Below are 13,867 nucleotides of genomic sequence, written 5' to 3'. Positions count from 1 at the left end.
ACACTTCAGGTGACGCTCCGACGGCAACTCCGGAAGGGCCCGACGTGAACGCAGTCCCCTCCGGCGGCTCAGCTGCACTGATGCCCGCCGCGTTCATCGGCCATGGCAATCCCATGAACGCCCTCGAGGTCAACCGATACACCACCTCGTGGAGGGCCTTCGGTGCCGCGGTGCCTCGGCCCCGTGTCATCCTGGTCGTCAGCGCGCATTGGTACACCAATGCCACCGCCGTCACCGCGATGCCCCGGCCGCGGACCATCCACGACTTCTACGGCTTCCCGCAGGCATTGTTCGAGGTGCAGTACCCCGCGCCGGGGCTGCCCGAGCTGGTTACGGAGATCAGCGACGCCGTTCACCCGACCTGGGTCGGTGCCGACCTCGACAGCTGGGGCATTGACCACGGCACCTGGTCTGTCTTGACGCACGCTTTCCCTGACGCCTCGGTCCCGGTCGTACAGCTCAGCATCAACGCCGACAAGCCCTTGGACTACCATTTTCAGCTCGGCGCCAAGCTCGCTCCACTGAGACAACGCGGAGTGCTCATCATCGCCAGCGGTAACGTCGTGCACAACCTACGCGGCATGGACTGGAAGCTGACCGACGACGGCTACGACTGGGCCCAGCGCTTCGACGAGGACGCCAAAACCCGCATGTTGACCAATCCGGGCGAGTTCGCGACGCTCGACACCCACCGCGACTTCCGCCACGCGGTGCCGACCCCGGATCACTTCATTCCCGCGCTCTACCTCGCCGGTCTGGCCGCGACCGCCGACACTCAGGACACCGACGTCCTCGTGCACGGCTACGCCTACGGATCGTTGTCGATGACGGCCTACACCCTCGGGCTGCCCTGCCCCGACGCCGCTGGCGAAGGCGGATCCCCACAGCCGCCCGACGACCTGCCGCCCGACGGCTCGAACATCTAGGGGTTGTGCGCGACCTAACGGCAAGCGACTACTCGGCGCCGTGCCCACGATCATGCTGCCAGAAGGAGGCTTCCTGGCCACCTTCACCTCCCGGCTCTGACGCCGGGCCGCGCCGGCGGTGGCCGTTCCCAGGTCGCCACCGGCGCGGCGGTGATCGTCCGTCTCCGCCACCACTCCCCATAGGCTCGCCGATCGCGGCCGGGGACGGGGCGGCCGGTGGCGCGGCTGCCCCGTCCCCGGCCGGAGTTGACTCAGCCGCGCCGCCACTTCTGGTTGGCGCCGCCGTGGCACTCCCAGAGCAGCAGCCGCGCGCCGTCCGCGCTGTTCCAGTCCTGCACGTCGACGCACTTGTTGGCCTGCGGGTTGACCAGGTCTCCGGCCCCGCTGAGCACGAACTGCTGGGCCGGATTGCCGCTGCAGTTCGCGAGCTGGATCACCGCGCCGTTCGCGGTCGACCCCCCGGCCACGTCCATGCACAACCCGAGCGCCCGGACGGTGCCGTCGCCAGCGAACGTCCACCGCTGGGCGTTGGTGCCGTTGCAGGTCCACAGCTGCAGGTACTGGCCGTCGGCGCCGTTGGAGTTGGGGACGTCGATGCACTTGCCGGCGTACCCGATGATCTGGCTCGCACCGCCGCCCCCGGTGGTGGTGAGGGCGAGCCCGTACGCGCCGAGGATCTCGTTCACCGGCTGGTAGACGGTCGTGCCGCCGGAGTTGCAGTCGCCGCCGGCACCGGAGGTGACGCCCTGGGCCTGGTTGCCGGAGATGAACGAGCCGCCGGAGTCACCGGGCTGCGCGCACGCGCTGCTCGCGACCAGCCCGTAGACCAGAGAGCCGGAGTAGTTGACCGTGACATCCCGGGCGGTGATCGTGCCGCAGCGCCAGCCGGTGGTCCGGCCGGAGCGGCAGACCGAGCTGCCGACCGCCGCCTCCGCGGAGCCGGCGACGCTGGTCGTGCCGCCGTTGTAGGTGTTCACCGTCGGCGTGGCCTGCCAGGAGGAGTTGACCTGCACCCAGGCGTAGTCGTTGCCCGGGAAGGACGAGCCCCGGAAGGTGCCCTGCGCGACGCCGCTACCGCTGGTGGTGCTGCCCACGCCGCCGCAGTGTCCGGCGGTGACGAAGCCACCGGCGACCGCGAACCCGACCGAGCACAGCACACTGTTGTTGATGACGTACTGGTCGCCGCCCCGGACGTCGTACACCGGCCGGTACGGTTGCGCGCTCGACACGGTGCGCACCGTGTCGGCGGTGGCGCTGGTGGCGCGGACGAACTCGCGGGCCGTCGCGGTGTCCGCGGCCCGGACCACCACGCTGTTGCTCGCCGGATCCACGTACCAGGAGTGCACGGTCGCGCCGGCGCGGTCGGCCTCGCGGTCGAGGGCGGCCTTGGTCCGGTCCAGGTCGGCCATGCTCCAGCGGACCACCTGCGGCTGGGCGCCGGCGCTGCGGACCCGGCCGGCGCGGGCGGCCGTGGTCACTCCGACCACCAGGGTGGTGCCGTCCGCCGCGATCCAGGAGCCGCCGTAGGTGGTTGCCAACTCGGCGCGTAGTCGTCGTTCGATCGACGGCGCGCCCGCCTCAACGGTCGACCGTTGGCGGATCTGGTCGTCGGTCAGGCCGAGGTCGCGGCGCAGGGCGGCCCGCTGGCCCGCCGGGAGGTCGGGTGACGGGTGGGCGGCGGCCGGCGGCACCGGGCCGGGCGGCGGGGCGGCTGACGCGCCGTCGGCGGGCACCGAGGCCAGCGCGGTGACGAGCGTCGCGACCCCCAGGACAACACCCAGTTCGCGGATCATGGCGCACCTCCAGATGGATTGATCAGGGCGTGAGAGCGCTCTCAGGCAACAATCCTTACCACTAAAGCGACGGATGTCAATGTCCGCGAGCGGCGCCAGGCAGTGCCGATGAGACGATGGCGACCGTTGTAAGAGTTCCGAAGGTTCGCGACCAGTTCGACGGCTGCGCCGGCCGTACGCTGCGGGGGTGGGAGACGATCGTCAGACAGTCGAGCGCGACCACTGCTGGTTGGTGCCGGTGTTGCACGGATACTGCTTGAGGACCACACCGTCTGCGGTCGATGCAGCCGGTACGTCCACGCATTTGCCGCTGTGGCGTGCCCGAAGCTGGAAGTAGCTGCCGTTGGCGACCATCTGGAACTGCTGGTTGGCGCCGGTGCCACAGGTGTACTGGACGAGTTCGGCGCCGTCGGCGGTCGAAGCGCTCACCACATCGAGGCATTTCCCGCTGTGCCGGCTGATGATGCGCCAGTAGCCGCTGCCGGCGTCCTGGAACTGCCACTGCTGCCACCCATTGCCGCCGTACGTGTACTGGCCGACGCGCGCGCCGTTGTCGGTGTTCGGTGACTGGACGTCCATGGCCTTGCCGCTGTGCCGCACCGTGATCCGGTAGAACGATCCCGTCGACGGCGGCGGTGTCGTGGGGCCGCCGCCGATGGTGTCGCCCCAGCCATACCGGATCCGGTCAGCGCCGGAGGCGTTGCGGACGGTCAGGTTGAGGTCGGTGCCGCTGCCGCTGAGGGAGAACATCGAGTACCAGTCGTAACCGATGCTGCCGGGCTTGCCGCCGAGGGCGGGCCAGTAGGTGCCGCCCATCTGGTTGTCGCGCATGACCTGGGCCATGGCGCGGATGTGGCGTACGAAGTTGTCGGTGCTGCTCGCATCGGCGTAGTTGCGGCCGTCGTTCATGGGCGCGCCGAACTCGGTGGCGACCGCGCGGGAGGCGCAGTTGCCGAGGCGGGTCTGGATGTGGCTGCGGAAGGCGTCGTAGGTCATCGCGCCGTAGAAAAAGGCGTAGTGGTGGAAGGACAGCAGTGTCGAGTTGAAGCGGGTGTCGTTGCAGATGTCCCGCAGGTCCTGGCTGAAGCCGGTGCCGCCGATGAGCACCCGGCCGGGCACCGCCGAATAGTGGTAGCTGAGCCAGTCGGCGGCGACATTGCGCCACTCCGCTGAGCTGTAACCGTGCGGCTCGTTCATCGGCTCGAAGTAGACGTTGGTGTTCGAGCCGTACGTGTTGGTCACGGTGGACCACATCGCGTTCCACGCGGCGAGGTTCGTGATTCTGCCGCCGGAGGCGGCGCCGTCCTCCCAGTAGGCCAGGATGACCTTGAATCCGCGGGCGGTGGCGGCGTCGATGGCGCCTCGGTACGCCTCCCACCACGCCGTCCCCACCGTGTGGGTGTTGATGGGCAGCCGGACGGTGTTCACCCCGATGGTGGAGGCCATGTCGTCGTAGAGGGCGTTGGCCTTGGCCCGCACCGTCGCGTTGCTGTCGGACGAGCTCAGGCCCTGCACGACGAGCGGACCGGTGCTGAAGTTGTCACCCAACACGGCCCAGTTCACGCCCCGGAACTGGTTGGTGGCGGCAGTGGCCGGCGACGACGCGACGCCCACGACGCCAACCATCGCGGTCAACGCGGTGACCAGGATGATCGGCAGCCGGCGCAACGACCAGGTGCTCCGCGATCCGTGACCCGGAGGCGAGCTGGTCCGTGTCATGACGTGTCCAATCGGTGTGGGGGCGCAGTCGGAGTTCAGCTGGTTACGCGGAAGGTGGCGTCGGCGCGGCTCTGCGCGTCGGAGGCGGGATCGAGCCGGAGCAGGTAGTTGTAGTGCCGGATGTAGCGGTCCGGGTGGCTGTAGGACTGGAACGACGTCCAGGAGGAGTTGGCGAGGCCGGCGACCTGCCGGAAGGTGGCGTCGGCGGCGAAGGTGGCGGTGCCGTCGTTGGCTTCCAGCCGGAAGTCGAACCCGTAGTGGCGCAGGTAGAAGCAGAGCCGGGCGAGGACTCTCGACATGGGTCCTTCTCCTTCGCGGAGGGGCATACGCGGTGGTAAGCGATGTACCAGGTGTCGTTGCGGGGTCACCCGGATCGCCGAGTGGTGGCCGGTGATGACGCGCCCCTTGTGCGCAGTACCATCTCAGTGCGAACACGCACGTTAGCGCTAACAAGGCCGGCGCACGTATGACTTGGGCTGCGCAATCGCGGACGGCGAGCGACGCGCCTCGTGGACAGCCCTGGCGCGTCAGACGCCATGTTTTCTGTTCGTTAAGTTCGTGTTGCGGACAAGTGTTAGCGATGCACATCCAGCGTGTCAAGGCATCGAAGATGTTCGTTTGATTTGGGTCGCAGCGCGGGCTGGGCGGGGCCCGTCTGCCGATCCGCACCGCCGCGAGGGCCCGTTCCCACGAGCCCCGGACCGCCCGGCGACCACGGTCGCGGGCCCGTTTCGCATCGAACGGGCTCTCCGGGCGGCAACGTGCCGGACCCGGCATTGACATCCTTCACTACACGACCTAGCGTCGGGGCGAATCGATTCGACGTCGAGCCGAGTGCTCCAGCACCGTCCGGCGGTCGGTTGCGTGCGGTGTGGACCGCCGACGATTCGACGACCGACCGGTCCCGCGTGGGCGGCGAGACCGGTGGCGGGAACCTGTGGCGATGAGCCGGCCAGCGCCGTGGGCACATCGCGCCTTCTGGGTTTCGTCCCCGGCGAGTGTGGTCGGCGGAGGTGACCCGGAGTGGCGCGTCGTGGCGGCGCGGGAATCGCCGTGGACCCCTCTACCTGAATCAGATCGTGCCGAGTGGCGGGAGCCCCATCATGACAAGACGTAGACCCATCCTTGGTTTTCTTGCGACGACGGCGGTTGTCGTCGTGACCGTGGGCGCGGCGGCACTGACCGGTGGCTTGAGCACCACTGCGTCGGCCGCGAACGCCGGAGCAGCCGCAACGACCGCCGGGTGCGGCAGAGCGCCCACGTTGACCAGCGGCCAACGGTCCATCCAGAGCAGCGGCCAGAACCGTAGTTTCATCCTGAGGATTCCTGACAACTACGACAGGAGTCACCCGTACCGATTGATCTTCGGATTTCACTGGAACGGCGGCACCGCCAACGACGTCGACTCCGGTGGGTCGGACGGAGCGGCCTGGTCCTACTACGGGCTGCGGCAGCAGGCGAACAACAGCACCATTTTCGTCGCCCCCCAGGGCAACGGAAACGGCTGGGCCAACCCCGGCGGCCAGGACGTCACCTTCGTCGACGACATGATCAGGCTGATCGAGGCAGATCTGTGTGTCGACACGACGCAGCTCTTCGCGCTCGGCTTCAGTTACGGCGGAGGCATGAGCTATTCGCTGGCCTGTTCCCGGGCAGGTGTCTTCCGCGCTGTCGCGGTCTACTCCGGTGGGCAGCTCAGCGGGTGCAGCGGCGGCACTCAGCCGATCGCGTACATGGGAATCCATGGCATCGGGGACCCGGTGCTCAACGTCTCCGCCGGGCGGTCCCTACGTGACACGTTCGTGCGCAACAACGGGTGCACCTCACAGAACCCGCCCGAGCCGAGGTCGGGCAGCCTGACCCACATCACCACCACCTACTCCGGCTGCCGGTCCGGATATCCGGTGGTGTGGGCCGCCTTCGACGGCGGGCACACCCCCGGCCCGGTGGACGGCGGCGGGGACAGCGGGGTCAGGACCTGGACCAAGGGCGAGGTGTGGAGGTTCTTCACCCAGTTCGGCGGCACCGACCCAACGTCGGGCCCGACCACCCCGCCGCCGACCACCCCGCCGCCGAGCGGCACGTCGGCCCTGCGTAACACGTCCTCCGGACGGTGCCTGGACGTCAACAGCGCCGCACAGGCCAACGGCACGGCGGCGATCATCTGGGACTGCCACGGCCAGAGCAACCAGAGCTGGACCTCGACCGCCGCCCAGGAGCTGCGCGTCTTCGGCGGAAAGTGCCTCGACGTCAGCGGCGCCGGCACCGCGAACGGCAGCTCGGTGATCATCTGGGACTGCAACGGCCAGTCCAACCAGCGGTGGCGGTTCAATGCCGACGGCACGATCACCGCCGTTGGTTCCGGCCGGTGCCTGGACGTGGTCGGCAACGGCACGGCCAACGGCACGCGCATCCAGATCTGGGACTGCACCGGCGCGGCCAACCAACGATGGAGCCGGAGCTGAGCCCCGCGAACGTCTCGGGAGGGCAACGGTAGGTCCGGCTGTGCACGGCCTCGCCGGGATCGCCGTGCTCGCCAGTCCGGTTCGGCGGCGGAACCACGCGGCTCGGCCGCCGAACCACCCGGCACCGACCCCACGGATGGTCATTCACCCACAAGGAGGCTCAGCTGTGCCCCATCGCAAACTCTCCACCCCCTGGTTAGGGGCGGCCCTGGCTGTCATGGTCCTGGTCGCCGTCGGCGTGTACGTCGTCGCGACTGTCGCATCGGCGTCCGCGGCCACCACTGCCGGCTGCGGCAAGGCCCCCGGACTGAACAGCGGCACCCACACCATCCAGAGCAGCGGGAAGAGCCGCAGTTTCATCCTTCGGCTTCCCGACAGCTACAACAACAACTATGCCCACCGGCTCGCCTTCGGGTTCCACTGGCTGGGCGGCACCGCCAATGACGTCGCGTCGGGCGGAACCGACGGATCCGCGTGGGCCTACTACGGCATGCTCTCCCAGGCGAACAACACCACGATTTTCGTCGCCCCGCAGGGCATCAGCAACGGCTGGGGCAATTCCAATGGTGAAGACGTGACCTTCACCGACGACATGATCCGCGTGATCGAGAACGCTCTCTGTGTCGACACGACACAACGGTTCTCGGTCGGGTTCAGCTACGGCGGCGCGATGAGCTACTCGTTGGCGTGTTCCCGACCGACGGTGTTTCGTGCAGTTGCGGCAATCGCGGCCCCAGGGGCGATCAGCGGATGCAGCGGCGGCACCCAACCAGTGGCGTACCTGGGGATTCACGGCATCAACGACAACATCCCAAGCGGACGGTCGCTACGTGACAGGTTCGTGAGGAACAATGGTTGTGCCGCGCAGAACCCGCCCGAGCCGGCGCCGGGCAGCCGGACCCACATCACCACCGCCTACTCATGCCAGGCCGGATATCCGGTGGTCTGGGCCGCGTTCGACGGCGGCCACCAGCAAGGTCCAGTGGATGGGTGCGCCGGATGTGAGAGCGGCGCGCGGAGCTGGGTCAAGCAGGAGGTGTGGCGGTTCTTCACCCAGTTCGGGTCTACCGCACCGCCCACCACTCCCCCGCCATCGAGCCCGCCGGCCGGCCAGCAGAACGTGCTGATCGCGGGTAGCCAGTCCGGCCGTTGCATGGACATACCCAACTCCAGCACGAGCAACGGCGCCCGCGCGCAACTGTGGGACTGTCACGGTGGCACCAACCAGCGCTGGACCCTCACCGCCAACCGCACCCTGACCATCTACGGCAACAAGTGCCTGGACGCCAGCGGGGCGGGCAGCAGCAACGGCACCGCTGTCATCATCTGGGACTGCAACGGCCAACCCAACCAGCAGTGGAACCTGAACACCAACGGCACCATCACTGGAACTCAATCAGGGCTCTGCCTCGATGCCGTCAGTTCCGGCACGGCCAATGGGACGCAACTTCACCTCTGGGCCTGCCATGGCGGTGCCAACCAGCAGTGGAGCACGCGCAACTAGTACCGCATCAGGCACCGTTCACCATGTCGGAGACGCGCCGCTCGGGTCCTGTCCCGGGCGGCGTCCGCAGAACCGGCAGCACCCGAATGAGCTGCCACGGCCGGTTCGGCTGGCCAGGCCGCCGAGCGGGCGACGTCGGTGACGACTTCGCTGGGCGTCACCTGGCGGTCCGACATGGAATCCGGCATTCCGGTAAAAAACGACGCAGTTGGTGCGTAACGTGCCCGACATGGTCTCTCGCACCTGGCGTAATTTGTTGCTCACAGCGCTCGGGATGGGCGTGCTCGCCGGTGCCGGTCAGCTCGGCATCGCGTTCAGCTTCGGCATTGTCCAGATCACGGGCGCCTCCACCGACGGCACCGCCAACCAGTGGCCTGCCCAGCTCGTCTGGGTGGGCTGGTTCGCGGCACACGCCGCCCTGGCCGGCACCGTCTTCACCGCACGCCTGGCCCGCCGGTCCGGGGTGCTGGGGAGCACCGGCAGATTGGTGGCCGTCGCCGCCGCCGCCGCGCTGGGCGCCACCGTCGTGGCGCCCCTCTGCTTCCGGCCGGCCCAGGCCGCCGAGCGCTTCTCGGTGGACCCGATCTGGGCCCTCGGCATCTGCGCGACCCTCGGCGCGCTGGTCGGCGCGGGTGCCGCGATCGCCGTACTGCTGAAGCCGCCGCTGGGCTGGAACATGGCGGCGGTGGGCGGCGTGGTCTGGCTGCTGGCGCTCGTCTCGGTCGTCCCGTCGCTCGCAACCGCCGGGCCGATGCCCGCCGTACGGCTGGGTGTGCTGGAGCCGGCCGGGCTCGACGCCGACACGGCATACCGGCAGGCGATCCTGATTCTGCCTGCGGTGGCCCTGCTCATCGGCGCGGCGACCGGCGGGCTGGCCCGCTGGCGCGGGCATCCGCCGCTGGTCAACGGCGCGACCGGCACGGCCGGCACGGTGCTGGTCGCGTTCACCTACCTGACAGCCGGTCCCGGCGACGCCGTCGACCGGTACCAGATCACGCCGTACTATGGCGCGCTGCTCGCCGTCGCCGCCGGTGTGTTCGGTTCGGCCGCCGCCGCGTTGTTCCGCTGGCCGCTCCTGCCACGCACCGCCGAAGCGCGGGTCGTCGAGCCGACCGGCATCCTCCGTCCGCTGCCCGCCGGCCCCGCCGTGCCGGAGGCCATGACGCTGGCCGCTGGTGGTACGACCGACGAGCCGGAGCCCGTCGACCTGGCCGGCACGGGGCCGGTCGCAGCGAAGCTCCCGACCGCAGCCGGACCGCTGGGCTTCGGTTCGCCGGCTGGCCACCGGGACGCCAGCGCCGTACCGGCCGATTCCGCGACGCGCACCCCTGCACCGGCTGCTATCACCGCACCCGCCAACCTCGCCACACCGGCCGACCTCGACGACACCCCGGAGACATCGGAACCGGCCCCCGCGACGGTGGCCCACATTCCCACGGGACCCGGCGGGCACGGCTCCGGGACGGCGCAGGTGGAGGCCGACAACATCGAACCCGACGCGACGCCGCCCGACGGGGCACTCGTCGCCCCCGGGACCCGCCGGATGTACCAGCCGCCGAAGACCGACCGGACACCGGTTCAGGCGAGCTGGACGGTCGTTCCGGCGCGGCGGGTGCCGTCCTCGACCGAGCCCGCCCCCGGCGCCGAGGCGACCCACTCGGCCGGCACGCAAGGGAGGCCCGAACCGGCGCTCCCACCTCGGCGCCGGCCGCCCCTGCCCAACCTGAACCGGGCCGCGAACTGGGACGCCCTCGCGACCGCCCGGCGCGCCGGGTCCCCGCCCACGAACGACGCCGCGCCGGCCGGTCCCGCCGGGACCGATCCGGTCGCCGCGGTTCCCGCGCCGGCCAGCCCGGCATCCGTCGTCGAGGCGGAACGGGCCAGCGGGCGGCTGGGCCTGTTCCGGCGCAACAGGTCCCGGGTTGACGGGGACGGCGCGGGCAACCCGGCGGACGGCGAGCCGCTGCCGAGGCAGGACGCGGAGTTCGTCGACTGGGTGACCCGGCTGGGCAAGCCGGTGGGGGACGACGAGCCGGATCAGGAGAGCGGTCGCTGGTCACTCCGCTCCACCGGTCGCCGCCCCAGCGACTGACCTCCACTGTCAGGCCCGCCGCTGGATGAACGACCTCGGGCGACATCGTCCATGCCGAATTCGACATCGACGACACGCTCGGGCGGGGCGACGCGATCGCGATGGCTGGCGCCGAATCGACGCTGCACGAAGGACCCCGACTTCGCCCGGCACGTCATCCCGGAGCGCTCGGACCAGGTCGCCCGACGATCCGCCAACGGCAGCGCCGACGGACGAGCGCCCGCATTCGACAAAGTCGTCGCCACCATCGTCTGACTGATCAGACTCACCATCCAGGTGGAACGTGCTCTGAATAGGCCTGCGCGAAATTCGGTGGTCATGAGGCTGTTTGCGGTCTACCGTCGCCCGCCGTGCTCTCAATCGAACAGATAATTGGACAGGCCCTGGATCGGATCGAGGCAGGGTACGTCTTTCCTGCGAAGGCCGTGGACATCGCCGCCGCGATCCGGCGCCGTCTCGCGGCAGGCGAGTACGACGACCTGGATGGGCCGGTGCTCTGCGAGACGGTGACCGCTCACCTTCAGGAGGTGTGCCCGGACAAGCATCTGCGGCTGCTGTGGACGGACCAGCCGCGGTCGCTGGATCCAGCGGACGAGGACGGGGGGCGGGCCGCGTTTCTCGCGCTGCTCAGGGCGGAGAACCAGGGGATCCGCCGTGTCGAGCACTTGGACGGGAACGTCGGGCTCATCGACGTGCGGCGCATCGCGTACGCCGATGAAGGCGCCGACGCGATCGGCGCGGCCATGCAACTGGTCGCCCTCAGCTCCGCGCTCATCCTGGACTTGCGCGCATGCGCCGGCGGAGCACCGGAGGGAGCCGCGATGTGGTGCAGCTACTTCTTCCGCGACGATCAGGTGCACCTCAACGACTTCTACGAGCGGTCCACCGGCGCCACACGCCAGTTCTGGACGACCGCGCACCTTCCCGCGCCGCGCTATGCCGACCGCCCGGTCTATGTGCTCACCAGTGCGACAACGTTCTCCGGGGGCGAGGACGTGGCGTACACCCTTCAGGCGCACGGCCGGGCGGTCGTCGTCGGTGAGACGACACGTGGCGGCGCGCATCCGACGGCCCGCCGCGCGGTCACCGAACACATCCTGGTGACCGTGCCGACCGCCCGGACCATCAACAGCGTCACCGGCACCAACTGGGAAGGCGTCGGAGTGGTCCCCGATGTACCCGTCCCGGCAGACCAGGCACTCGACACGGCACTCAAGGCCATCTGGGACGCCTCGGGCGCATAGGCGCGGCTGCGTAGGCGGCCGATCGCTCGAACGCGGGGCTCGGGTCGACCCGAGCCCCGCATCGCGGCCGGAAACCGCAGGGAGGCGTGGTGCAGTTGAGGGGCGTTCGACGCCGTTGACCCGAGTTCAACGTCGTTCAGGGCACCCTGTCGCCGTCGGACTACCGGCGGCCGTACCCCGCCGGGCGACCAGCAGACGACTCTGGCGTCCGGGGGGGCCGGGCCACCCTTGCATTGAGCGTTCGGAAGATGAAGCAGCTTGAGCAGTGAAGTCATCGACCCGTCCCGGCCCGTGGCTGCCTCCGAAATCCGCGCCCCCGTTCAGTGTCCGTATGCGTCGTATGCCTTCCAGTCCTCGACCGGAATGAGCGGAACTGGCGCGGGCCGCTCCACCACCGTCGTCAGCTCGATCCGCTGGCCTTGGGCTGCCGACTGAAGCAGGGTGGTCATCGTCTCGAGTACGTGCAACGCGACGTCGCCGCCAGTGCGCGGCGGACGCTGACCGTCGGCCCTGACAAGGTCGATCAGACCGATGCCTCGTGAACCCTCGGCGTAACCGGCCCGCGGTTCGAGAACGCGCCACTCGGTGCCGCCGAGCGCGAAGAGGCGGACCTCACCGTCGAAGTCGTTCGGATCGGGTACGGCGAGCGTGCCGGTCTCCCCATGTACCTCGATCGGTGCGGCCGTCGTCGCGACACCGTCGAAGCTCGTGGTGATGGTGGAGAGAGCACCGTTGGCGTGCTCGAGCACGCCGGTCACGTGGGTGTCCACCTCCGCCGGGATCCGCTGGCCGATGCGCGGGCCCGAGCCGATGATGCGCTCGGCGCGCAGGCGGCTGACGGCTCCGCCCACCGCGCGAACCGGCCCGAGCAGGTGGATGAGCGCCGAGATGTAGTACGGCCCCATGTCCAGCAACGGACCGCCGCCCGGGGCGTAGTAGAAGTCGGGGTTGGGATGCCAGCGTTCGTGCCCTGGCGTGACCATGACGGCCGACGCGGACAACGGGCGTCCAATGAGCCCGCCGTCGATCGCCGCCCGCGCCGTCTGCGTACCCGTACCCAGGACGGTGTCCGGAGCGCACCCGACGCGGACGCCGGCCGACGCGGCCCGTTGGATGATCGAGCGGCCGTCCGGGAACGTCACGGCGAGCGGCTTCTCGACATACACGTTCTTGCCCGCGTCGATCGCGCCGAGCGAGATGTCGGCGTGCGCCGCGGGGATCGTGAGGTTGAGCACCGTCTGCACGTCTGGGCGGGCGAGCAGTCGCTCCACGCTCACCGCCTCGGCGCCGGGAATCGTGGCGGCGGCCGCGGCCGACCGGGAGGCGTCGAGGTCGGCCAGTGCGGCGATGCGCACCGCGGGGTGGTTCGCGAGCGTGTTCAGGTACGCGCGGGAAATGACCCCGAGACCTACGATGCCGACGCGGTGCGGGTCGCCCACACCATCCCCCTCTCGATGACGGTACGCACGCCCGCGTGCTCCAGCACGTCAAGGCTGTGTCCCGGGGTCGTCACGACAATGCGCCCGGCACCCCAGAGTCGGGTCCAGATCGCCGGCGAGGTGACCGGACGGTGCCATGGGTGCCACGCCTGAGTTGGGTGGGTTGTGACGGCCAGTACGTCGATCAGGTCGTCGTGCAGCACCCAGTACTGCTCGGTGACCAGGTCGAAGTCCTCAATTCCCGCAGTGATCGGATGCTCCCGGCCGAGGTCGGTGATGCGCACCGTGTGCGGCAGGAAGTTGTCCTCCGCGCCACCGCGACGCTCGCACGGCTCCAGACCCGGATGGGTCGCGAACTGGCCGCCCACCAGATGCAGGTACTCGGAAGACGCGCGGAACGAGTCCACGATACCGCCGTGCCAGCCGGTGAAGCCCGTACCTGCGATGACCGCCGCGCTGAGGCCCGCCGACTGGTCCGAGGTGATCTGCGACATCGTCACGCACTGCACGACGAGGTCGGTGTCGGCCATTTCGGCGGCATCGGCGTAGATCTCCGTCGACTCCTCAACCCGTACGGCATAGCCGCTACGTTCGAGGAAGGGGATGAACAACTCCGTCGCCTCGACTGGCTGGTGCCCCTCCCACCCGCCCCGGACCACCAATGCTCTCTGCTGCGCCACCCTCG

Annotated in this window: 10 protein-coding genes and 2 pseudogenes; 6 read left to right on the top strand and 6 right to left on the bottom strand. The window is 69.5% G+C overall.

The annotated features are described in order from the left end of the window. The first annotated feature begins 80 nt into the window (after window positions 1-80). Entirely contained in the window at window positions 81-926 is an 846-nt protein-coding gene (gene ygiD / locus ABZS37_RS00910; protein WP_355164719.1) for a 4,5-DOPA dioxygenase extradiol, read from the top strand. Between the two features lie 251 nt (window positions 927-1,177). On the opposite strand, the gene ABZS37_RS00905 is transcribed toward ygiD, so the two are convergent. The 4 genes and pseudogenes from ABZS37_RS00905 to ABZS37_RS00890 all read right to left on the bottom strand — a co-directional run bounded on the left by ABZS37_RS00905 (window position 1,178) and on the right by ABZS37_RS00890 (window position 5,753). After that, window positions 1,178-2,719 (bottom strand): ricin-type beta-trefoil lectin domain protein, encoded by a 1,542-nt coding sequence (locus ABZS37_RS00905; RefSeq protein ID WP_355164718.1) that lies wholly within the window; start codon window positions 2,717-2,719, stop codon window positions 1,178-1,180. 201 nt (window positions 2,720-2,920) lie between these two features. Beyond that, entirely contained in the window at window positions 2,921-4,438 is a 1,518-nt protein-coding gene (locus ABZS37_RS00900) for an RICIN domain-containing protein (protein WP_355164717.1), read from the bottom strand. A gap of 35 nt (window positions 4,439-4,473) precedes the next feature. Continuing rightward, window positions 4,474-4,707: pseudogene (locus tag ABZS37_RS00895) on the bottom strand (AbfB domain-containing protein); the annotation flags it as partial. 803 nt (window positions 4,708-5,510) lie between these two features. Continuing rightward, the gene (locus ABZS37_RS00890; RefSeq protein WP_355165088.1) at window positions 5,511-5,753 is read right to left on the bottom strand and encodes a hypothetical protein; all 243 of its coding nucleotides are present in this window, start codon (window positions 5,751-5,753) and stop codon (window positions 5,511-5,513) included. On the opposite strand from ABZS37_RS00890, the gene ABZS37_RS00885 reads away from it, so the two are divergent. The 5 genes and pseudogenes from ABZS37_RS00885 (at window position 5,701) to ABZS37_RS00865 (ending at window position 11,743) form a co-directional block, all read left to right on the top strand. Beyond that, a complete protein-coding gene (locus ABZS37_RS00885; RefSeq protein ID WP_355165078.1) occupies window positions 5,701-6,903 on the top strand; it encodes a ricin-type beta-trefoil lectin domain protein in 1,203 nt (400 codons plus the stop codon). The genes ABZS37_RS00890 and ABZS37_RS00885 overlap by 53 nt on opposite strands. A 217-nt stretch (window positions 6,904-7,120) precedes the next feature. Beyond that, complete coding sequence (locus ABZS37_RS00880; RefSeq protein ID WP_355165077.1) at window positions 7,121-8,407, top strand: ricin-type beta-trefoil lectin domain protein; 1,287 nt, start codon at window positions 7,121-7,123, stop codon at window positions 8,405-8,407. Window positions 8,408-8,636: 229 nt separating this feature from the next. Beyond that, window positions 8,637-10,499, top strand: coding sequence for a hypothetical protein (locus ABZS37_RS00875; protein ID WP_355164716.1), 1,863 nt, complete (start codon window positions 8,637-8,639; stop codon window positions 10,497-10,499). 147 nt (window positions 10,500-10,646) lie between these two features. Beyond that, window positions 10,647-10,733, top strand: a pseudogene (locus tag ABZS37_RS00870) (IS5/IS1182 family transposase); the annotation flags it as partial. A 116-nt stretch (window positions 10,734-10,849) separates the two neighbouring features. Continuing rightward, complete coding sequence (locus tag ABZS37_RS00865) at window positions 10,850-11,743, top strand: S41 family peptidase (RefSeq protein ID WP_355164715.1); 894 nt, start codon at window positions 10,850-10,852, stop codon at window positions 11,741-11,743. Between the two features lie 320 nt (window positions 11,744-12,063). Here the strand turns inward: ABZS37_RS00865 and ABZS37_RS00860 are convergent, their stop codons facing one another. After that, window positions 12,064-13,182, bottom strand: a complete 1,119-nt coding sequence (locus tag ABZS37_RS00860) for a Gfo/Idh/MocA family oxidoreductase (RefSeq protein WP_355164714.1) — start codon at window positions 13,180-13,182, stop codon at window positions 12,064-12,066. Next, complete coding sequence (locus ABZS37_RS00855) at window positions 13,152-13,862, bottom strand: ThuA domain-containing protein (protein ID WP_355164713.1); 711 nt, start codon at window positions 13,860-13,862, stop codon at window positions 13,152-13,154. The genes ABZS37_RS00860 and ABZS37_RS00855 overlap by 31 nt, the downstream gene beginning before the upstream one ends. Between the last annotated feature and the right edge of the window lie 5 nt (window positions 13,863-13,867).

This window comes from Micromonospora sp. NPDC005413 (assembly GCF_040606435.1).
Classification (GTDB): Bacteria; Actinomycetota; Actinomycetes; order Mycobacteriales; family Micromonosporaceae; genus Micromonospora.
Note: the sequence above shows the minus strand (reverse complement) of the source record. Positions and strands in the feature narration are given on the sequence as shown.

Excerpts from the sequence above, each read along its gene's own strand:
- ygiD (WP_355164719.1), top strand. The coding sequence starts at position 81 with ATGCCCGCCGCGTTCATCGGCCATGGCAATCCCATGAACGCCCTCGAG.
- ABZS37_RS00905 (WP_355164718.1), bottom strand. The coding sequence starts at position 2,719 with ATGATCCGCGAACTGGGTGTTGTCCTGGGGGTCGCGACGCTCGTCACC.
- ABZS37_RS00900 (WP_355164717.1), bottom strand. The coding sequence starts at position 4,438 with ATGACACGGACCAGCTCGCCTCCGGGTCACGGATCGCGGAGCACCTGG.
- ABZS37_RS00890 (WP_355165088.1), bottom strand. The coding sequence starts at position 5,753 with ATGAAACTACGGTTCTGGCCGCTGCTCTGGATGGACCGTTGGCCGCTG.
- ABZS37_RS00880 (WP_355165077.1), top strand. The coding sequence starts at position 7,121 with ATGGTCCTGGTCGCCGTCGGCGTGTACGTCGTCGCGACTGTCGCATCG.
- ABZS37_RS00875 (WP_355164716.1), top strand. The coding sequence starts at position 8,637 with ATGGTCTCTCGCACCTGGCGTAATTTGTTGCTCACAGCGCTCGGGATG.